This window comes from Borrelia anserina Es (assembly GCF_001936255.1).
GTDB lineage: Bacteria > Spirochaetota > Spirochaetia > Borreliales > Borreliaceae > Borrelia > Borrelia anserina.
Map to the genome: position 1 here is coordinate 35,295 of NZ_CP013704.1, position 20,430 is coordinate 55,724.

The 20,430-nt window shown below is 28.2% G+C and carries 20 protein-coding genes, 1 tRNA gene, 1 other RNA gene and 1 pseudogene; 6 read left to right on the forward strand and 17 right to left on the reverse strand.

From position 1 onward, the window contains the following. Positions 1-2 precede the first annotated feature (2 nt). Both N187_RS00185 and N187_RS00190 read right to left on the reverse strand, forming a co-directional pair. Positions 3-1,454, reverse strand: a complete 1,452-nt coding sequence (locus tag N187_RS00185) for a pallilysin-related adhesin (protein WP_025419275.1) — start codon at positions 1,452-1,454, stop codon at positions 3-5. 56 nt (positions 1,455-1,510) lie between these two features. After that, complete coding sequence (locus N187_RS00190) at positions 1,511-3,019, reverse strand: foldase protein PrsA (RefSeq protein ID WP_025419276.1); 1,509 nt, start codon at positions 3,017-3,019, stop codon at positions 1,511-1,513. 205 nt (positions 3,020-3,224) lie between these two features. Between N187_RS00190 and N187_RS00195 the strand changes: the two genes are divergently transcribed. Continuing rightward, positions 3,225-4,064 (forward strand): CheR family methyltransferase, encoded by an 840-nt coding sequence (locus N187_RS00195; RefSeq protein WP_025419277.1) that lies wholly within the window; start codon positions 3,225-3,227, stop codon positions 4,062-4,064. Positions 4,065-4,111: 47 nt separating this feature from the next. On the opposite strand, the gene phoU is transcribed toward N187_RS00195, so the two are convergent. From phoU to N187_RS00215, 4 genes are read right to left on the reverse strand one after another with little or no spacing between them, the layout of a single operon-like run. Continuing rightward, entirely contained in the window at positions 4,112-4,783 is a 672-nt protein-coding gene (phoU, locus tag N187_RS00200; protein ID WP_025419278.1) for a phosphate signaling complex protein PhoU, read from the reverse strand. 11 nt (positions 4,784-4,794) lie between these two features. Beyond that, on the reverse strand, positions 4,795-5,844 hold the full coding sequence (locus tag N187_RS00205) for a hypothetical protein (RefSeq protein ID WP_025419279.1): 1,050 nt from the start codon (positions 5,842-5,844) through the stop codon (positions 4,795-4,797). Beyond that, positions 5,841-6,227 carry a hypothetical protein gene (locus N187_RS00210; protein ID WP_025419280.1) on the reverse strand — a complete coding sequence of 129 codons (387 nt, stop codon included), beginning with the start codon at positions 6,225-6,227 and terminating at the stop codon, positions 5,841-5,843. Before N187_RS00210 ends, N187_RS00205 begins: the two co-directional genes overlap by 4 nt. Positions 6,228-6,254: 27 nt before the next feature. Then, positions 6,255-8,708 carry an AAA family ATPase gene (locus N187_RS00215; protein WP_025419281.1) on the reverse strand — a complete coding sequence of 818 codons (2,454 nt, stop codon included), beginning with the start codon at positions 8,706-8,708 and terminating at the stop codon, positions 6,255-6,257. A gap of 69 nt (positions 8,709-8,777) precedes the next feature. On the opposite strand from N187_RS00215, the gene N187_RS00220 reads away from it, so the two are divergent. Further along, positions 8,778-9,323, forward strand: a complete 546-nt coding sequence (locus N187_RS00220; RefSeq protein WP_025419282.1) for a ribonuclease HII — start codon at positions 8,778-8,780, stop codon at positions 9,321-9,323. A gap of 68 nt (positions 9,324-9,391) precedes the next feature. Here N187_RS00220 and N187_RS00225 read toward each other — a convergent pair. Beyond that, positions 9,392-9,658, reverse strand: a pseudogene (locus N187_RS00225) (DUF3276 family protein); the annotation flags it as partial. Between the two features lie 158 nt (positions 9,659-9,816). Here N187_RS00225 and N187_RS00230 point away from each other — a divergent pair. Next, positions 9,817-9,889 (forward strand) — tRNA-Gly (locus tag N187_RS00230). A gap of 36 nt (positions 9,890-9,925) precedes the next feature. On the opposite strand, the gene ssrA is transcribed toward N187_RS00230, so the two are convergent. Further along, positions 9,926-10,289: a transfer-messenger RNA gene (gene ssrA, locus N187_RS00235) on the reverse strand. Between the two features lie 136 nt (positions 10,290-10,425). Here ssrA and N187_RS00240 point away from each other — a divergent pair. Further along, complete coding sequence (locus N187_RS00240; protein ID WP_025419284.1) at positions 10,426-11,115, forward strand: queuosine precursor transporter; 690 nt, start codon at positions 10,426-10,428, stop codon at positions 11,113-11,115. 155 nt (positions 11,116-11,270) lie between these two features. After that, positions 11,271-11,858 carry a VUT family protein gene (locus N187_RS00245; protein ID WP_233275065.1) on the forward strand — a complete coding sequence of 196 codons (588 nt, stop codon included), beginning with the start codon at positions 11,271-11,273 and terminating at the stop codon, positions 11,856-11,858. On the opposite strand, the gene N187_RS00250 is transcribed toward N187_RS00245, so the two are convergent. Beyond that, positions 11,833-12,489 (reverse strand): TrmH family RNA methyltransferase, encoded by a 657-nt coding sequence (locus tag N187_RS00250; RefSeq protein WP_025419285.1) that lies wholly within the window; start codon positions 12,487-12,489, stop codon positions 11,833-11,835. The two genes, N187_RS00245 and N187_RS00250, sit on opposite strands and share 26 nt — an antisense overlap. Positions 12,490-12,569: 80 nt before the next feature. Here N187_RS00250 and ung point away from each other — a divergent pair, with 80 nt between their 5' ends. After that, positions 12,570-13,241 (forward strand): uracil-DNA glycosylase, encoded by a 672-nt coding sequence (gene ung, locus N187_RS00255; protein ID WP_025419286.1) that lies wholly within the window; start codon positions 12,570-12,572, stop codon positions 13,239-13,241. 48 nt (positions 13,242-13,289) lie between these two features. Here ung and secG read toward each other — a convergent pair whose 3' ends face one another. The 8 genes from secG to trxA form a co-directional block, all read right to left on the reverse strand. Continuing rightward, on the reverse strand, positions 13,290-13,643 hold the full coding sequence (gene secG, locus N187_RS00260) for a preprotein translocase subunit SecG (protein WP_025419287.1): 354 nt from the start codon (positions 13,641-13,643) through the stop codon (positions 13,290-13,292). A gap of 11 nt (positions 13,644-13,654) precedes the next feature. Then, a complete protein-coding gene (gene tpiA / locus N187_RS00265; protein WP_025419288.1) occupies positions 13,655-14,419 on the reverse strand; it encodes a triose-phosphate isomerase in 765 nt (254 codons plus the stop codon). Between the two features lies 1 nt (position 14,420). Next, positions 14,421-15,599 (reverse strand): phosphoglycerate kinase, encoded by a 1,179-nt coding sequence (locus tag N187_RS00270; protein ID WP_025419289.1) that lies wholly within the window; start codon positions 15,597-15,599, stop codon positions 14,421-14,423. 29 nt (positions 15,600-15,628) lie between these two features. Continuing rightward, complete coding sequence (gap, locus tag N187_RS00275) at positions 15,629-16,636, reverse strand: type I glyceraldehyde-3-phosphate dehydrogenase (protein WP_025419290.1); 1,008 nt, start codon at positions 16,634-16,636, stop codon at positions 15,629-15,631. 72 nt (positions 16,637-16,708) lie between these two features. Then, the gene (locus N187_RS00280; RefSeq protein ID WP_025419291.1) at positions 16,709-18,691 is read right to left on the reverse strand and encodes a tetratricopeptide repeat protein; all 1,983 of its coding nucleotides are present in this window, start codon (positions 18,689-18,691) and stop codon (positions 16,709-16,711) included. Further along, a complete protein-coding gene (locus tag N187_RS00285; protein WP_025419292.1) occupies positions 18,688-19,464 on the reverse strand; it encodes a hemolysin family protein in 777 nt (258 codons plus the stop codon). Before N187_RS00285 ends, N187_RS00280 begins: the two co-directional genes overlap by 4 nt. Beyond that, on the reverse strand, positions 19,464-19,910 hold the full coding sequence (gene ybeY, locus N187_RS00290; RefSeq protein ID WP_025419293.1) for an rRNA maturation RNase YbeY: 447 nt from the start codon (positions 19,908-19,910) through the stop codon (positions 19,464-19,466). Before ybeY ends, N187_RS00285 begins: the two co-directional genes overlap by 1 nt. Before the next feature lie 89 nt (positions 19,911-19,999). Further along, on the reverse strand, positions 20,000-20,353 hold the full coding sequence (gene trxA, locus N187_RS00295; protein ID WP_025419294.1) for a thioredoxin: 354 nt from the start codon (positions 20,351-20,353) through the stop codon (positions 20,000-20,002). Positions 20,354-20,430 lie beyond the last annotated feature (77 nt).

Here is a 20,430-nt window from a genome sequence, read left to right on the forward strand (position 1 = left end):
ATTTACCCTAGTTTCTCTATCCTTTCAAGTTTTAATTTTTGACCTTTCACCAAATTTATTTCATCTTTCAAAATTTTAATAGGATTAAGAATAAGCGTGGAAAATTTTTGATTCTGCATTATTTTCTCGCTAAACTCAACAATAAAAGCTTCGCTTATCTTATTCTCACCCATTCTAATTTCATACTCAAGTATTAAATTATCATTTAAACTAAAAACATCAAAAATTCCATAATAAATGTTATCTTCAGCCATATAAATAAGATTAGGATAAGAAAAATCATAAATGACATCCTTATACGCATAATTACCATTTGGAATAAACAAAGAATCCTTACCATCCTCAACTAAAACAGAATCATCAAACCTCTTAAAAAGACCTGAGAATCCATACTTATCATAAGCATCTGTTCCAGTATCAATTTTTATCTCAATATTATTGATATCAATAATTTTAATCCAAAAATTATATACTATCAAATCTGAAAAAATAGATTTAGTACTAATATTAAGAATATTATAGGCAGGTTTCGAGATATACTCAATGTGTGCAATTTCTTGAGAATTGTTTTTTAAAATACTAATTTCATTAAGATGTCTATTAAATGACAAAAATAAAATATTGTCAACATTTGACTTACCTGAATGTTGATATGCATCTCTATCATACCAAACACCATATAAAAATTTATAAACTTCATCTTTTGACAAATTCCCTAAAGTCTTATATACATCATTATCCATTCGTCTGATCTTCTCACTAGTAGACGAAGGATGATATATGCCTTGTAATTGAGAATACTCATACTTTTCTATTTTACTGATCATCATATCTTCACCCTGCTTTTCATATCTTTCTAAAGAAATAGAATAACTCTCATTTGATTGTTTATCATCATAAGCCGAAGATCTCTCATACTTATTTATAATAATACTTCCATTGACTCTATCAAAAAATATAGGCCTATACGATGAAACATCATTAGCAACTGCCCTTTGAAAGACATACAAAACAGAATCCTCACCTAAAAAGCCTTGAACTACTATATCAAGATTATAATCACCAGTAATATCTTCAAGATACATATTGTAAGAATTTTTAGAATCAATATCTACTTGTGCCTTAAAAAGGACTACTTCCTCATGACTTTTTGGATCAAAACCAATAATAAATAAATAGGTTTTAAGATCTGAAAAATTCTGCGCTAAAACCACCTTCTCAAAGTAAACATCTAAATTTAAATTTTCTTGATGAACTGACAAAATCTTGTAACCCTTAAGGTCAATAAGAGAATCAAAAACATCCTCTCCTGTATCGCCACTTGCATCTAAATTAGAATAATTTATCTTACTATTATTTCTAACATCTTTATTAAAAACAACAAAATCCTTATTCCCTTTAACACAAGAAAATAAACTTAAAAAAAGAAATATAATCCATTTTCCAAAACACATACCACATGATTTTTATCTATTATTTATAATAATAACAACATAAATGTCTAAATATACTAATTGCTAGTCTTTAACGCAAAATCTTGTAAAGAAAAGAATGCATCATTAAAATTTTCCTTAAAATTATTTTTACTTAAAATATAATCTAACACTAACTTATTATTTGCCTGATAAAGACTATCAAAAATATGATTTTCCTCACCTAAATTATCAGAACTCACAGAAGTCTTACCACTTGAACGCAAATAAAATAGATAAACTTTGCGATCTGCTAAAAAGGGCTTAGACCACTGATCTTCTTTCAAACCAAAAATGACATCATAAAAATCCTTGCTATTGACAAAAACTGATAACCCTTTTAAAGTGCTAGGATAAATACTTATATTATATGCAAGATTAACAACATCTTCTTTTAATTCCAACTTATGTTTCTTAAAAACTTGTTGCGGTCTACCAGAATTAATTTCAGCTAGAATAGCATTAAGCTTATTCTCAAGAAACGTCTCAATAACATTTGGTTCGTAAGTTTCTATATACCTCCTAACAGAACTAATATCATGTTCTAAATCCTTATCAAAATAATAAATATCACTCAATACCTTGTATATCTCATATTCATTTCCATTCCTAGATTTAATGGGACTTGTAAATTCATTCATATTAAGAGCAAAAATTGCAGCAAGATCTTCCTTTTTCTCAAGCATAAGATCCAAATCAAAATAATATTTCTTAGAAGAAGCAATACCTTTAAAATTAGCAACATCCTCAGAATAAAATTTAGCAATCTCTTCAAAAGGCACACCCTTAGACAATTTCCCATAAGCATCACTAGCATCCCTTAAATTCTTAAAACGAATAGACACAACATCCAAACTCCTAAATAATTTCTGTTTCTGGTTGGCATAAGAGATCACCTCATCTTTCGGAAAATCCTGGTATGAGAGCACAACATATGCAATCTCTTTTCTAACTTCATTCATCCTCTTAATAGAGTTCAAAATAGAATCTGGCAATATGAAGCTACTATTTAAAAAAATTTGCATGTTCGAAGAGAGTAAATTCTCCACTGCTTCACGATGAATTTTAAACTTCTGATAATCAGAAATTTTATTGTATCTCTTGGGACTAAAAGTACCGCTAGAGTCCAAATACACAGGAGAACTCATTAAATTTTTATTCAACATACCTTTTGAAACATAAAAATTATTAGTCTTTGCCAAATCAAGAAAAGCAACATCTTCAATATACTTTTTAAAAGCTAAGTGCCAAATAAAATATTCCATATCAAAATTATTATCTTTTTTCAGCTTAGAATAAAACCTTGAGTAAGAATTAACATATTGAGCAAATTTATTATCTTTTTCATAATAAATCGCTTGTCCTTTATAAGATCCAAACTTTACATTAGATGAACCAGTACTATCAAATAAACCTGGCATTAAGGGTGCAATAATAAATCCAAATACAATTAAGATAAGTGCTAAAAGCCCCCATATCCCAACTCTTTTATCATTAAAATCAATTTTGGATATCACTTCTTTTGTTTGCCTTCCTTTTCTACGCATAAAAACAACCCTTATCATGTAAGTAAAATAACACTTTAGATATTAAAATAACATAATTAAAACATTATTTCAATTAAAACATTTATATCAAAATACATTTTTGATATGATATAAAATATCATATCAAAAATGTATGTAAAATATTTTTGGAACTCAAAAGTTCCCTACAACTTAATAATAAAAAATATGATAGAAAATAATACATATGAATAACGAGTTTAATATAAAAATAAACCAAGAAGAACTAATTAGACTCACCAAAATAATTTATAATAATTTCGGTATTAATCTTACCGAGAAAAAAAAATTATTAATTGAAAGTCGACTATCATCGATAATCAAAGCAAAAAATTTAAATAGTTTTACAGAATATATTAATTACTTAGAAAATCAAAAAAACAAAATATCTTTAATAGAATTAGTGGACAAAATATCGACAAATCATACTTATTTTTTTAGAGAACCTAATCATTTTAAATTTCTAGAGGAAAAACTCTTACCCAAAATGTTTAAACAAATGTCTCAATCAGGAGAAAAAGAAATAAGAATATGGTCAGCCGGATGCTCAAGTGGAGAAGAACCATATACAATTGCAATGATAGTAAATGAACATATAAAAAGCAATCAAATTAATTGCAAAGCAAAAATCCTAGCAACAGATATCTCAATTACCGTTCTTAATGAAGCTAAACAAGGAATCTATACTGAAGATCGAGTAAAGACACTCCCAAAATATTTAAAAATCAAATATTTGAACAAAATCACAAACGACAAATTTGAAGTCAAAGATACACTTAAAGGAATGATTCAATTTAAAAAATTAAACTTAATAAATGAATTTTTTCCTTTCAATAAAAAATTTGACTTGATCTTTTGCAGAAACGTAATGATTTATTTCGATGAAAAAACTAGAAATAAACTCACTGAAAGATTTAATCAGTATTTAAAAGATGGTTCTTACTTACTTATTGGTCATTCAGAAACAATTAAAGGCAATAAAAACCTAGAGTACATCATGCCAGCAACATATAAAAAAATCAGATAAATAGAGTAACTTATAACTGTTTATTCAATAATTAGATGCACACCTACTTAAGTTAGATTTACTTTTTCTCCCACTTTAACAAAATAAAGTAACTCACCTATAGTTGCAACATGGTCTCCAACTCTTTCTAAAAAACTATTTAAAAATAGTATATTTAAAAGATAATCCAAATTCTCTGGATTATTTTTCATTGCATCAATCACAACTGTCTTTTGTTTCAAAAATAATTTATCTATAATATTATCATACTTTACTATTTTAAGTATTTTAACAAAATCTCCATCAAAGTAAGCATCAAAAATATTTGCAAGCATATCTTTTGCTGTATCAGCCATTTCTCTTAAAGGCTTTTGATAAGTATCAACTGAAAAAAAATCTTCTACATTAGATTCTAAAAGGAGTGCAACCTTTACAATTTTAGTAGAATGATCTGCAATACGTTCAAGGGAGTTAATTATCTTAATAATCGCCAAAATTTCTCTAAGTTCAGTAGCAACAGGATGTTCAGTAGCAATTATGCGTCCACACAGATCCTCAATATCATATTGATAATCGTCTATCATTTTTTCATCTTCATTGATAATCTTTTTAGCCAAATTTTTGTCTCTAGATTCCAAAGCTATTAAAGAATTTTCAATTATTTTAAGAACACATTCCTTCATATCCCAAAGATAATCTTTAATCACTTCAAGTTGTTTAGTAAGTTTACGCCTAATCATACCAAATTCTCCTAAAAAAACCTTTTCAAAAACAAATATCTCAATTTAGAAAGATCATAATAACTGCTAAAAGGATAGTCATCAATAACTCTTTTATAGTAACTAATAGACTTTACAAAATCTTTATACTCACTCTCAGTCTCATACAACTTGCCCAACAAATAATTATATCTATCTGAAAATTTTGAGTCCAAATACTTAGGGTAGTATAACAAACTTAAATTTAAAAAAAAATCATATTCACCATTTATTAACAAAAATTCAAGAATATCAAGATAAATTTCCTCACCAAAATCAATATCATTCTTTATCAAAAATCTAACATCTCTTAATACATTCTCCACTTTATTTAACTTAATTCCAAGATTAATCAAATTTAAAAAAATCTGATTAAAAGATTTATCCCTCAAACTCAAATAATTCAAATAAGAATTCAAATAATCTCCATTTTTATAATAAAGTTCAGCCTTTAATAAAGTATACTCATTATCATCAAAATCATACCTACTAAGCAACTCAATAGCTCCTTTATAGTCATTAATATAAGACAAATTCAAAGCCCTTTTCATAACATCTCTCAAGCTTAAATTATTAGCACTCTTGTTACCTAACCCTGAGCTTTTATTAGTTTCAATACCTTTATTTACATCCAAATTATCCCCTAGATTAATTTCATCTAACTTGGATATTCCTTCTTTCTTAACAATCTTCAAAATTACATTTTTGGTAAACTCTCTAGAATCTTTCACATTTTGATATTTAAAAGTCAACATAATACTTCCAAAATTGCTTGAAGTTTGAAAAGTAAATATGGCTACTCCATCCTGGTAAGATTCTGCTAAAAGCTTAATAAAAGACTTATTGTTATCATTCTTAATATAAATCCAAGCATCATCCTTAAAAAAAAAATTAAATTTTGAATTAGTATTTACCAAAAATTCTTGATTCTCACTACTAAAATCAAGATTATAAGTAATGTATTTATTATCAAAGGCTAAAGAAGATGCTATATTAACAATAAACAATAAAAAACTACAATAAACAAAATATTCTTTATTCACTTATAATTTTCCAAAATTTTATTAACTAAGGATTCACTCTCTTTTTCCAAATCAATATTAAATAAATTATCTGACTTTATCCAAAGACTCTTAAGCAGCTCCTCACTAACTGACTGATGATGCATTATACTATCACTTAATTTACCATCAGGAAAATTAAGTTTGGGAAAGAAAAAATCATCCATATTTAGACTAGAATTCAAATCAAAATAAAAATCTTCCATATTAAATAATTTTGATTTTCGATTTAAATCTTTTTCCGTATCTCTGCGAGTCTCTTCAATCATTTTATATGTATAAAAATAAGTAATAAAGGAAATAATAATTACCAAAAACATCAAAACTAAAAAATACGTTCGAAAATGAAACTTTGTCTCTCTCATAATAAATTCCCCAACATATCTAATAAATTATATATTAAATATTACACTTTCTCCATTATCACTAGTAATACCTATTAAATTTTCACTCCTTTGAGCAACATACATATTATGAGTTATTATCAACAACTGAACTCTTTGACCAAGCTCCTTTAGAAATACAGACAGCTTATTACTATTTTCAAAATCAAGGGAAGCATCTATTTCATCAAGCACACAAAATGAAGCTGGTGAATAATAATACAAAGCAAACAAAAATGCTATACTAATTAAAGAATGTTCTCCCCCCGAGAACATTTTATTTCCCTTAGTTAACTTATCTTTAAAGTCTATTTTGATCTCTATATCACCTGAATCCTTACTATAAAAAAGACTCCCATTGCCCTTAAATATTCGATTAAAAAAATAAATAAAATGATTATTAACTTCAACAAAAGCGTCATTAAATCTCTTATCAATTTCCCTCTTTATTCTTCTCCTAAGCTTATTTAGAGATTCCTTAGTCAAATTCAAGTCATCTATTTGCAAATTTATTTTCTCAACTTTTTCTTTTATCTCATTATATTCTCTCTCAACATTAAAGAAAACATAATTATTATTTTCAATCATATTAATTTCTTTTTGTAAAGCATCTATTTTTGCCATATCCTCTGTAAGTTCAAATTTTTCCAAATTCTTATTAACAAGAATAAAATTCTTTATATCATCTTCAATATCTAAGCTAGAATTGAATAAAATATCATATTCTGCCTGTTTTTTCATATATTCATAGTAAGATGAATTTTTAAAAGCATTTAACAAATTTAAAGAGTTAATCTCGTTACTAGAAACCAATTCACTACCTTTAGCTTCACTTAAAAATTTGTCCAAATTAACATTAATATCACTCTTTTCCAGACTTAATTCGCCCAGTTTTAAGTCCAAATTATTCAGTCTTTCTCTAAGTTCATCTCTAGTTTCAAATAAAAATTTCAAATTACTATCTATTAACTTAATCTCATCTTCATTTTTAAGCCTAGAGAGTTCTGTATATTCAATTTCACCTAATATCTCATTTAACTTTGCCGTTTTATCAGATACTAAAGCCTCAATAGTAGTTATTTCCTTTGCAAGACTAGTCTTAGAACTATTCTTTGAAAGCAAAAATTTCCTTAAATCAACATTTTGTTCAAAAATAGGTTCAATTTTTTCTTTCAATAAATTTAAAAGCCTATCTTCCTTGACTATATATTTAAGTAAATTTTCCCTAATCTCTTTAATATACTTTATGCTTAAGGTGTCTTCAAAAAGTTTTAAGGAATTTAAAATATTCTTCTTTAATAATTCAAATTCCTCCATATTACTCTCCTTAGAAATTGATAAAACTAAATCAATAAGTTCAAAAAAACTCCTAGTATACCTATTTATTTCATCAGTAAGAGCAAAAAAATCTCTCTTCTTAGACTGAAGAGAATTATTCAACTTCATTAGTTCCTCATTTACGCTGACCCTTACTGATTCAATTTGTGCCTTATTACTAATAAGGATGTTTATCAAGTTCAATTTTCCTTTTCTATCATGCTCTAATTTTTGAATCTTGATATCCATTTCAAGCAATTTGGATTTTAAGGTTTCAATTTCCTTTTTAATTACTTCAATATTTTTAATAACATTTTTCTCCCTAAAAGAATAAAACTCTAACTTTTCCCTAACACTTTCAATGGAAAAGCTATTTAAAGATAATATCTTATCTATATCCTTAATATCCAACTTACTCTTAAGTTCATTCAACTCAAAATTGATATTAAAAAGTTTTTTTAATCTTAACTCCTTTTCAAACTCTTCCAAATCGCGCTTTAATTTTTGATACTTATCTTTAAGCAAAAAATCATTCCTAATTTTTTCATATTTCTCATTCAGCTCGTTTCTTAAAGTCCAAAGAGAATTTAAATTCTCTTTGGACTTTTCTAACTTTTTATATGCCTGCTCTTCTTCAACCCTAAGCATATCTATTCCACTTGCCTCTTCTACCAGAGTCTTCAAATTAACATTTCCACTTGAAGAAATCCTTTCAATTTTACCCTGATTAATAAACATATAAGGCGAATTCTTCAATCTCAATTTGTTTATAAGACTCATATAACTTTTAAGATTTAAAGTATCTTCATTCAAAAAATATTCACTTGTACCATCTTTATAAAGTCTCCTCCTAATGTAAAACCTATCTCTAAAATCACTAACAGATAAATCTTCATTATTAAAGAAAAGAGTCACTTCAGCAAAATTTGCTTCTCCAGACTTTGAGGCAGAAATCAAATCTGTAATATATTTAACTCTTAGAACATTTAAATTATCTTCCCCTATACAAAAACGTATTGCATCCAACAAATTACTCTTACCACAACCATTAGGCCCAACAATAAAATTTAAACTACTATTTAATCTGAGTTCCTGAATTTTAACAAAAGATTTAAAACCCAAAAGTTCTATTTTCTCTAAAAACAAAGCTACTCCCAATCAAATTACAAATAATATTAATTTATTAAAGATAATTTTATATTATAATGAATAATGATGATTTGTGGAATTGATGAAGTCGGTCGAGGTTGTATCTTCGGACCTGTACTAAGTGCAGCTGTTATTTTTAAAGGGAAACCTAACTTTTTAAATGAATTAGATGATTCAAAAAAACTCAATAAATCAAAAAGAGAATATCTATCATCACTAATACTTGCAAATTCATATTACGAGTTTGCAAAAATATCTAATGAAATTATCGATAAAATCAATATCCATCAGGCTTCACTTCTTGCGATGAAAATTGCATATGAAAAATTAAATATAGAATGCAACTTGGTACTTGTGGACGGCAAATTTATCCCAAAAATAAAAGCTAAAAAGATCCAAGCAATAATTAAAGGAGATTCTTTGATAAATGAAATAAAAGCAGCATCAATCATTGCAAAAGTACAAAGAGACAAATTGATGGATGAATACGATAAAATTTATCCTCTATATGCACTTAAAAAAAACAAAGGATATCCAACAAAAGAACACAAAGAAGCAATAAAAAAATATGGAATTTCAAATCTGCATAGAAAAAGCTTTAAACTAATTTGAACAAAATTCAAATTATTCTCCAAACTACGATTGTCACTTCCAGATCTTTAACCATGACAATCGTAATCATTATGATATTCCTCTCTTGCAACTGAATTTTCAGAAACCTTTTTCTTAATTACAGAAATTGCTCTTAATAAATTTAACTCAAATTTTTCAATATTTTCTTCATAAACAAAAACTGAATGTCTCTCAAAATTTCCATTAACACCTCTTTTGCTCTCTACAATATTCAAAAAATAATCGCCCTTTCTATTCTCTTTAACATTAAAAAAGTAAGTTCTATCAGAATTTGTAAATAACTTATCAGAGTATACTTCCCCTCTCTCTCCCATTAAATCCTCCACACAATAAAAAGCCTTCATAATCATGTCAGCTTTCACAAAAGTTAACATAATTGTACTTACTAAATAAAAAAAATACTAGACAAAATTAACAATAAAATCAATTGACATAAATTGTATTTTTTTATACAATCATCTCTATTCCTTATGCGTCCTTAGTATAATGGCTTATTACCTTAGCCTTCCAAGCTAATGATGTCGGTTCGATTCCGGTAGGACGCTTTTATTCTAAATGACATGTGTTTTAACACAAAATAATAATGGAGATGGCGGGGATTGAACCCGCGTCCTAAAAATAATATCATAAGTATCTACAAGCTTAGCTAGTATTTTTTTTAAGTAATAAGGCTTGGAAAACTAGCAAACCACCAAATTACTCTCAAGTTTAAAAAGTCCCCAAAAACAAACTTGAAATATTTTTAAGCAAGCTTTGATGTCTTGAAAGAGTATAAGCTGAATCTCAAAGCAAAACCCAACAAAACTCTCTGCTAATTTAAGCAGCCATTACAAGATTTGAACTTGTAAAGTTATTATTTTTTGCATTTATTAAAGAAGTTTTAAGAGATTCCCTCTGCTTGCCACTTATGCTACTAAAGTTTTTAGTCAAATCCAAAACATCCCCCTATAGAATATTCTTTAGATAAAAATTATAACATAAACACGTCTTTAAAAAAATAATACAATTTGCAAAACAACATCTAAAAGATTATAATAAGCCTTATATATTAATAAATACATAAATGACGAGAGGAATCCTTTTGAATAACGAAATTTTATGGTGCATCATGTTAATTTGTACCTATTCAATTTTAATTATTATATACAAACTTTTTGGAAAAAAAGGACTATTCACATGGGTAACATCATCTGTAATAATTGCAAACATTCAAGTTTTAAAGCAAATCACAATATTTGGACTTAATGCCACCCTTGGAAATATTATCTATGCATCATCATATGTTGCAACAGACATTTTATCAGAACTCTATGGTCGCAAAAGTTCAAAAAAAGCAGTTTATATGGGATTTATAAGCTTCTTAAGTTTTGCATTCATAACAAATATTCAACTTTATTTTTCAACAAGTAATTCTGATATATATCTAAAAAACCTAGAAAGCATTTTTTCTTCGATTCCAATTTTATTAGCTGCATCAATTATTGCATACATAATATCTCAATTAAATGACATATACCTATTTCAATTTATTAAAGATAAATTTCCAAAATTCCTATTTATAAGAAGCAACGGATCAACATTAGTAAGCGAGCTAATAGACACAATAATTTTTGTAAGCATCACAACTTATTTTAATATATTCCCAAAAGAAGCTTATATGGATATCATAATCACCACATATCTAATTAAAGGACTTGCTGGGATTTTAGGAACTCCATTCATTTATATTGCAAAATATATTCATCAAAATAAAAAAAATTCAACATACTAGCAATATTTGTTTAACTATTACCTACTTAATCTGTTATAATTCACAACATGATGGACATAATCTTGTGGATAGCCTTAGTGGCATTTGTATACCTACAATTAATATTACTATATTACTTATTTGGAAAGTCAGGTCTTTTTTGTTTTAACATCATTATGACAATACTTTCAAATCTTATTATATTGAAAAAAGTATTTATATTAGAACATCAAATAAATCTATCAGGAATAACATTCCTCTCAATTCTTTGTTCATTAAATTTGATTACAGAAAAATACAATGATAAATTAGCAATAAAGTCTATAACATTAAATATGTTTATTCATATAACTTTTGTAATCATGACGTATTTTACATTACATTTTCAACAAAACGAATTTGACACTTCTAACATACACTTAAAAGTATTGTTCTACAATATTTCCTATATTTCAATAATTTTCACCGGAACATATATTATATTTTTATGTAATTACGTTAATATAAAAATATATTCTACGCTCAAGAAGAAGAATATAAGTAATAAATGGATAAATCATAACGTGTCAAGATTATGCTCCTCATTTATAGCTTATGTATTAGCTAACATCTCAATGCATACGATATCACAATTATACCTTGGAACTAACATCAATGTGGTAGAAAGCTCATGGATTTTTACCATTGTAATCATGGTAATTGATACTTTCATCTATTACTTCTTAAATGTTATAAAAGTTAAACAAACTTGGATTCTTCAATAGCATGATATCCTTTTACCATTTTCCTATAATAATCAAGTTTCAAAATAAGTTTCTCATCCTCATTTAACAAGTACTTAATAGAACTTTTTCTTAAACGACTAATCAAAAAATAAAAGACTATTGCAACAGCTACAGAAAGATTATAGCTTTTCGTAAAGCCATACATTGGGATTTTTAAATGCAAATCAGCATTTTCTAAAACCGTATTACTAAGTCCTGTTAATTCTGTCCCAAAAAATATTGCCATTTTAGTATCGATAGGAAAATCTTCAAGAGATATAGCTTTATTATCAAAGGATGTAGCTACTAATTTATACCCATTACTTTTCAGGCAATCAAAAGCAGTCTTAACACATTTATATTTGATTATATTGATCCATTTTGAAGCTCCAAGAACAACACCTGGATCTAAAACATATTTATTATTAGCCTCAATAATATGAATATTACTAAGTCCCAAAATTTCAATTGTACGCATTGTAGCACTTGCATTTTGAGATTGAAAAATATCTTCAAGTACAAGTGTCAAATAATTTGTACGATTATCTAACACCTCATCTATTCTTTTTTGCCGCCTTTGAGTAATAAATTTAGATAAAATTTCTACTTTCTTAGATATGTTATTGATCATGAAATATAATATTATATAAAAAAAACAATAAAATCAAATTTAAATATAAAAAATAAATTATTTTTTATATAATACTAAAGGTGGAAGTAAAGATTGAAAAGTCTTGGAAAGAAATGTTAAAAGACGAATTTTGCAAAGGATATTTCAAAAGACTTGTAAACTTTATCAAAAAAGAATATAAGACCAAAAAGGATCAAATATTTCCACCCCCAAGGTTAATATTCAATGCATTTGATTCTTTACCATTCAAAGACATAAAAGTAGTAATACTCGGTCAAGATCCATATCACGGAAGAAAACAAGCTAACGGCTTAGCCTTTTCTGTTAACTCAGATATCAAAATACCGCCGTCACTACAAAACATTTTCAAGGAAATAGAGAGAAGTTTAAAAATCAAAACTATTCCAAATGGAGACCTAAAACGATGGGCAACACAAGGTGTATTTTTATTAAATTCAATACTAACAGTAGAAGAAGGCCGTCCATCATCTCACAAAGATATTGGTTGGGAAATTTTTACAAACGAAGTAATAAAAATCATTTCAAAAAATCTAAACAATGTTGTATTTATGTTATGGGGTAATTTTGCAAGAGGAAAGAAAGAATTAATAGATAAATCAAAGCATTTAATTCTCGAAACAAGCCACCCGTCTCCCTATTCTGCACATAATGGATTTCTAGGTTCAAATCATTTTAGAGAAACTTTAAAATATTTAAAAGAACACAACAAAACACACATAGATTTCCAATAGATTTATCTAATATTCACTAACATATCAAACAAACTACGGTAATTTAAATCATTTTTTTTCCTTATCTGAAATCTCTTCATTAATAACTTTATTTTCATTTGAATCATCATCCCAAAACGTTGAACCTTCTTCATTGACCTTAACATCTTTTAATAAACTGTCATCAACTCGTTTAGTGTTAATAAAAGATAATGCTATCACAAAAATAAAAAAAAGTATTATAAAAAATGATGTAATTTTTATAGCAACACTTGAAGACTTAGCTCCAAAAATAGAAGAACTACCACCTCCAAATACTCCTCCAATACCATCACCCTGGTCATCTTGAAATAACACTAACAAAATAATTATAAATGAAGTAATAATAAAAAATACAAATATTAAAAACTTAATTAACTCCAAAATCAACCTCTCTATTTGGCCACCTTATTAATTATACTTAAAAATGAATCGGCCTTTAAAGATGCGCCACCAATCAATGCTCCATCAATGTCATCTTCTCCCATAAGTCTCTCTATATTATAAACATTAACAGAACCACCATACTGAATAATAATATTATCTGCTGCCGATCTTGAATACAATGCTTCAATCTCAAGCCTAATTGCTCTGTGAACCTCCTGTGCCTCTTCTTTTGTTGCCGTTTTTCCAGTTCCAATTGCCCATACAGGTTCATAAGCTAAAATTATCCGTTTAAGATCAGATTCAGATACAGAATCCAATCCTCTTCTAACCTGATTTAAAACAATATCTAAAGTCTTATTATTTTCCCTTTCCTCAAGAGTTTCTCCAATACAAAGGATCAAGTATTTAAATGGATATTTAAGTCCCGCAAGAACCTTTTTATTTACCACTTCATCAGTATCTCCAAGATAAGTCCTACATTCAGAATGACCAAGTATCACATAATCAACCCCAAATTCCAAAAGCATAGAAGGTGAAATTTCACTTGTTCTTGCTCCACTATCCTCATAAGACATATTTTGCGCACCAAGAAGAACATTACTTCCTTTAGTAATTTCAGAAACCTTATAAAGAGATGTAAACGTAGGTGTTATCATAACCACAATATCATCTTTAATATTTCGCACCCCATCTACAATTTGTTTAGCAACACCAGCAGCTTCTATACTTGTATAGTGCATTTTCCAATTTCCCGCTAAAAAAATCTTTCTCATTCTATTTCTCCAACACTTTTATACCTGGTAAAATTTTTCCCTCAAGATATTCAAGAGAAGCACCACCCCCTGTAGAAACATGAGTTATCTTCTCAGATAACTTAAATTTATTTACAGCAGCTACTGAATCTCCTCCACCAATAACTGTAATTCCAGAACAATTAGCCATAAATTCTGCAACCTTTGCTGTGCCTTTAGAAAAAGCACTAAACTCAAAAACTCCAAGAGGCCCATTCCAAATCACAGTTTTTGCACTAATGAGAGCTTCCTCAATTTTTTTCAAAGTCTTCTCACCAATATCCATTCCAATCTTATCATCAGGGATATCAACAGAATCAACATATTCAGGAATAGAATTTTCCTTAAACTCACTTGCTACCACATGATCAATAGGCAAAATAACTTTTACACCTAATTCTTTTGCCTTTTTTAAAAAAGATGCAGCCACATCAATATATTCACTCTCTAAAAGAGATTTTCCAATAGAATACCCTTCCACCTTTAAAAAGGTATATGCCATTCCACCACCAATTACCATCACATCTGATTTTGACAAAAGAGATTCCAATACTGCAATTTTTGAAGAAACTTTTGAACCACCAATTATTGAAACAAATGGATTTTCAGGATTCTTTAAAATTTTACCCAAAAATTCATCTTCCTTTTCCATTAAAAATCCACCAACAGCTGGTAAATAAGCTGCAAGCCCCGCTGTAGAAGCATGCGCTCTGTGAGCAGTTCCAAAAGCATCATTTACAAAAACATCACCATTCTGAGCTAATTTCTTTGCAAAAATATCACAGTTTTCTTCTTCCTCTTTATAAAACCTTACATTTTCAAGTAAAACAACATCTCCATTCTTCATGCAAGAAATAGCAGTAGTTACCTCATCACCTATACAATCAGAGAGCATCTTAACATCCTGTCCCAATAGCACTGATAACTTTTTAGCAACAGGCATAAGAGAATATTTAAGATTTTTCTCTCCTTTTGGCCTACCCAAATGACTCATAAGAACAACTTTAGCTCCTTGAGACTTAAGATATTCTATTGTAGGTAATGCGGCCCTAATTCTAGTATCATCAGTAATGTTCCCTTCTTTTAAGGGAACATTAAAATCACATCTTACTAAAGCACGTTTACCTGAAAAGTTAAAATCCTTTACTGTTTTAATTGACATTTATAACTACCTCAAGATTATTTTAGCTCTTATCTAACTAACTTTTGTGCAAGGTCAACTACTCTTGTAGAATACCCAAATTCATTATCATACCATGAAAGTACTTTTACAAAACCATCTGATAACACCATCGTTTCAAGACCATCAACTATCGAAGAATGAGAATTTCCCTTAATGTCTGAAGACACTATTGGATCTTCTGTATATCCTAAAATACCACTAAGCTCTCTAGATTGTGATGCTTTCCTAAACACAGAATTGATCTCTTCTTTTGTAACATCCTTTTTCTTAAGCTGAACTGTAAGGTCAACAATAGAACCTGTTGGCACAGGAACTCTCATAGAGGTACCATTAAGTTTACCCTTAAGCTCAGGCAAAACAAGTCCCACAGCCTTAGCAGCACCTGTTGAAGTCGGAATAATCGAAAGAGCCCCAGCTCGTGCTCGTCTAAGATCAGAATGTGGTAGATCAAGGATTTTTTGATCATTTGTATAAGCATGAACAGTAGTCATAAGTCCTTGTTCAATACCAAAAGTTTCATGCAAAACTTTTGCAAGAGGTGCAAGACAGTTTGTTGTGCATGAAGCATTAGAAACAGCTTTTAAATCAGAAGTAATTTCATGATCATTTACACCAAGTACGATTGTCTTAATCTCATCCTTAGCAGGTACTGTCAAAATTACCTTCTTAGCACCAGCATGTTCAACATGATCAAGATAACCACCTCTATCACTTGTTGCTGATGAAAACACACCTGTCGATTCAATTACAACATCAACTCCAAGTTTACCCCAAGGAAGATTTTTTGGATTACGCTCAGCAATAATCTTTATTTCCCTTCCATCTACTACAATTGCTCCATCTCTTGCCTCGACTTTTTTGTTATATATTCCAAAAGTTGAATCATATTTCAAAAGATGAGCAAGCGTCTTAGGATCTGTTAAGTCATTTATCGCAACAACTTCAATTCCTCTTTCAAAAGCAATTTTAAAAACATTTCTACCTATACGCCCAAAGCCATTAATAGCTAGCTTCATACAAATCCTCCATCTATTATTTATGAGATCTAGAATTATTAAATAATAAATTAATTAATCACAAGTGTCAAACTATTTTTTTATAAAAACAGTATATCCTTCCTGAATATAATCTCTTAAAAGTGCAGATGCTTTTAAAACTCCCCTGGAAATGTAATCACCAATCTCTTCAATCAGAATTTCACCAAGAATATCTGACTTACTATAACTAATAAAACTGGAACTATCACTATTATAATTCAAAGCTCCCTCTTTGAGAACTAAAAATATATCTCCCTTTTTTACATCATTTATATAACCAAGGTTAATGAGAACATCATCTTTCTTAATTTGAAGAATTTCCCCCTTTTTAGGCAAATAATCATTAAAATCTCTAGAAAAGGAACTTAAAATATCACTTAGATATAGCACTCCTCCCGAATTATAGTCAAAAGTCTTAACTTTAATTCCCGTTTTACCTGAAAAAATATCTACCCTTAAATTAGCCAAATTTTTAAAAACATCTACATCAAGATTGAACATTAAAAATAAATCAAGATTATTATTTCTTGCATAAGAGAATTCTTCAGAAAAATTACTTACCAAATAATCTTTATCCTTATTATAATCAAATCTATAATTAACTACTTCTATATTTAAATTACGATCAAGTATCCTCTCAGCATATTTCAAAATTAAATCATTTGCACCAAAAACTTTATTTTCATTTTGAGTAAAAATACCTACTCTATAAACTGTTTGATCATCATAAAGCTTATTTAAATCTCCAATAGTCTTATAACCATACCTAAAAAATAAAGAACGCCTAATATCAAATGCAACCACATCATACAAATCCAAAATTTTAGTATCTGTAACCTTCCTCTGCTCTACCAAATAATACAACTCTTCATAAGCCATCACATCCAACTTCATAAACTTGTAAATTTTAGCAAGTAAAAACCTAGCACTATCATTATCGGGATAAATATCAATAGCATTCCTTATATTAAATACTGCTCTTTCTAAGTTTAAATTTTTAAAAGCCTTAAGGCCTTCGTTTTCATACCTTTTAGAAATTTCTACATTAGTACTATTCTTTCGAAATGAACTCCTAAAATTAGATACGAAAAAACTCTCCTCAAGAGCTATATCATAAAATTCTAAATCCTTTTTCATACTTTTAGCTCTTTCCAAGTTTAAAACGGCTTTATCAACTTTTCCAAGTTTCAAATAAGAATATCCAAGCAAGTAATAAAGTTCATCGGAATTTTGATCAACAAGTATTGCCTTTTGAAGAACATCAGTCGCATCCTCATATTTAGACTGATATAAATATACAAGAGCAAGTAAATGGTAAGCATCAACAAGTCCAAAATCTCTATAAGTAGTTTTCACTAACATTAAATAATTTTGAGCATATTTCTCAGCAATTCCCAAACTATTCGTCTTAATAGAAAATTCTGCTACCCGTTTATGAAAATCTGGCAAAGAAGTAAAGTTACTTCTCACTTTGTTTATTAAATGTTGAGCCTTATCATTCATATTCAATTTTTCATAAATGTTCATAAGACGCTCAAATGCATTATAATTTGTCTGATTATACTCAAGAACAGATAGATAATAATTGGCAGCTGCAATAAGTAAACCTTCTTTCTCAAAGATTGAAGCAAGCCCCACTAAAGCATCAACATTGTTTTTTTGCTTAACTAAAACTTCCGAATAAAATTTCTTAGCCTGTACTGTTACATTATTTTTAAGCAATATATTTGCATAAAGAATTTTATACTCAGTATCATCATTTGACATTTTATACGCTTTCTCTATAAAAAACTGAGCTTGATCATATATCTTTAATAGATAATAAATTTCTGCAATAAACTTATATGCCTCATAATAATTAGGATTAATCCTAACAGCTTCAAGAAGCTCGTCAATAGCATCATAATACCTTTGCATAAGATAATATGCTTGTGCCTTTTGATAATACTCGATTGCAGTTGTAGTGGCGCCCATCAAACTCCCAAAATTTAAATTAAAAATAAAAAGCATTGTCAAAAATCTCTTTAAATTCATAAATCTTCCTTCTGGGAAATTTTTATTACTTTAATGTTCCTTTGATGCATATTTTTAATGGTAAATATTAAATTATTATATTCTATCTTCTCATTTTTCAAAGGAATTCTTCCAAATAAATCGTAAACAAATCCTCCAAGAGTATCAAAATCCCCATCTGGAAGACTCAACCCAAGCTTTTCATTTAAATCTTCAATTAAAACCCTAGCAGTACAAAGATAACCTCCATCATCAAGAGGTTCTATTTCATCAAGTTCATTATCAAACTCATCTTGAATATCTCCTACAATCTCTTCAAGGATATCTTCAAGTGTAACAAGACCTGAAACCCCCCCATATTCATCAACTACAATAGCAATATGAACATGATTTTCTTGAAATTCCTTTAAAAGTGAATCAATCTTTTTACTCTCAGGAACGAACATAACCTTTCGCATAATATCTCTTAAATCTATTTCATAAAAATCTTTCTTACACATATGCAAAAGTATATCTTTCGTATGAATTATCCCAATAATATCATCTATTGTCTCTCTATAAACGGGAAATCGTGAATGATTGCTAGATGTTACAACCTTTAAAATTTCATCTTTACTTCCAGAATAATCAACAAAAACCACACTTATTCTTGGAATCATAATTTCTTTAACAATTGTTTCTTTAAGAGAATTGAAATTCTTAAGCAAAGATGTTTCAAATTTTGATTTTTCCTCAATATTTTTATACTCAATATCCTTTATCCTCTTATTTTTAAAATTCAAAAATTTGAACATTAAAATATCCTTTTAGTTTCTCTTAAAACTCTTTCTTGAACAATTAACATCTCCTCACTTTGAAAATCATTTGTCTCATGATTATACCCTATTAAATGTAAAATACCATGTATAGTATTTCTTTGAAGCTCATCATACATTTCAACATTAAATTCCAAAGAGCTAAACTTTAAGTATTCAAGAGATATTATAAGATCACCTTGTATTTTATGATTTATTTGTCCATTTTCTTCAAGATAATTAAAAGAAAGAACATCAGTAGGCTCAGCTTTTTGTCTAAATTCACAATTCAAATTTTGGATGTATTCATTGTTACATAGGATAACAGAAAGCTCATATTCTTCGATACAAAGAAAACTTAGAACAGATAAAATAAAATCACGATAAGAATCCCAATGTTCAAATTCAATATCCTCTGCCCATAAGTTTAACTCTTCTTTTAACAATTCACTATATCCTAGGACAATTATAACTTAAAAAGAATATTACACAAATAGACAAGATTTCAATTTTCTATTAAAACTTATTACAAATACTAAACTTTAAACAAATCTTTAATTGCATCTTCAAAAGAGTCCTGTTGAATAAAACCAACAGAAATCTTTGGCTTTCCTTCAACAGGAATAAAAATAATAGTAGGAAGACTCCGTACACCAAGTGCTATAGAAACCTCTTGTTCCTTATCAGTATCAACTTTATAAAAATCAATCTTATCTCCATATTTTTTTGAAAGTTCATCATAAATCGGAGCAAGCATCTTACATGGACCACACCAATCAGCATAAAAATCAATTATCGCAGGCTTTTTACCCCTAAAATCCCACTTCTTATTATTCTCATAATCAAAAACCTTATCAATAAATTCCTGTTTAGTCAAACTAATTGCCATATTTTCTCCTAAATCAATTAATTTTTGATTATAACATAAATAAAATATAATTATAATTAATAAGAGATTAGATATAT

Bases quoted from the DNA above. Each gene is read 5' to 3' on its own strand.
- N187_RS00220 (WP_025419282.1), top strand. From the start codon at position 8,778: ATGATTTGTGGAATTGATGAAGTCGGTCGAGGTTGTATCTTCGGACCT.
- N187_RS00190 (WP_025419276.1), bottom strand. From the start codon at position 3,019: ATGCGTAGAAAAGGAAGGCAAACAAAAGAAGTGATATCCAAAATTGAT.
- tpiA (WP_025419288.1), bottom strand. From the start codon at position 14,419: ATGAGAAAGATTTTTTTAGCGGGAAATTGGAAAATGCACTATACAAGT.
- N187_RS00270 (WP_025419289.1), bottom strand. From the start codon at position 15,599: ATGTCAATTAAAACAGTAAAGGATTTTAACTTTTCAGGTAAACGTGCT.
- N187_RS00245 (WP_233275065.1), top strand. From the start codon at position 11,271: ATGACAATACTTTCAAATCTTATTATATTGAAAAAAGTATTTATATTA.
- N187_RS00285 (WP_025419292.1), bottom strand. From the start codon at position 19,464: ATGTTCAAATTTTTGAATTTTAAAAATAAGAGGATAAAGGATATTGAG.
- N187_RS00250 (WP_025419285.1), bottom strand. From the start codon at position 12,489: ATGATCAATAACATATCTAAGAAAGTAGAAATTTTATCTAAATTTATT.
- N187_RS00280 (WP_025419291.1), bottom strand. From the start codon at position 18,691: ATGAATTTAAAGAGATTTTTGACAATGCTTTTTATTTTTAATTTAAAT.
- N187_RS00210 (WP_025419280.1), bottom strand. From the start codon at position 6,227: ATGAGAGAGACAAAGTTTCATTTTCGAACGTATTTTTTAGTTTTGATG.
- N187_RS00185 (WP_025419275.1), bottom strand. From the start codon at position 1,454: ATGTGTTTTGGAAAATGGATTATATTTCTTTTTTTAAGTTTATTTTCT.
- phoU (WP_025419278.1), bottom strand. From the start codon at position 4,783: ATGATTAGGCGTAAACTTACTAAACAACTTGAAGTGATTAAAGATTAT.
- gap (WP_025419290.1), bottom strand. From the start codon at position 16,636: ATGAAGCTAGCTATTAATGGCTTTGGGCGTATAGGTAGAAATGTTTTT.
- trxA (WP_025419294.1), bottom strand. From the start codon at position 20,353: ATGGCAATTAGTTTGACTAAACAGGAATTTATTGATAAGGTTTTTGAT.
- N187_RS00195 (WP_025419277.1), top strand. From the start codon at position 3,225: ATGAATAACGAGTTTAATATAAAAATAAACCAAGAAGAACTAATTAGA.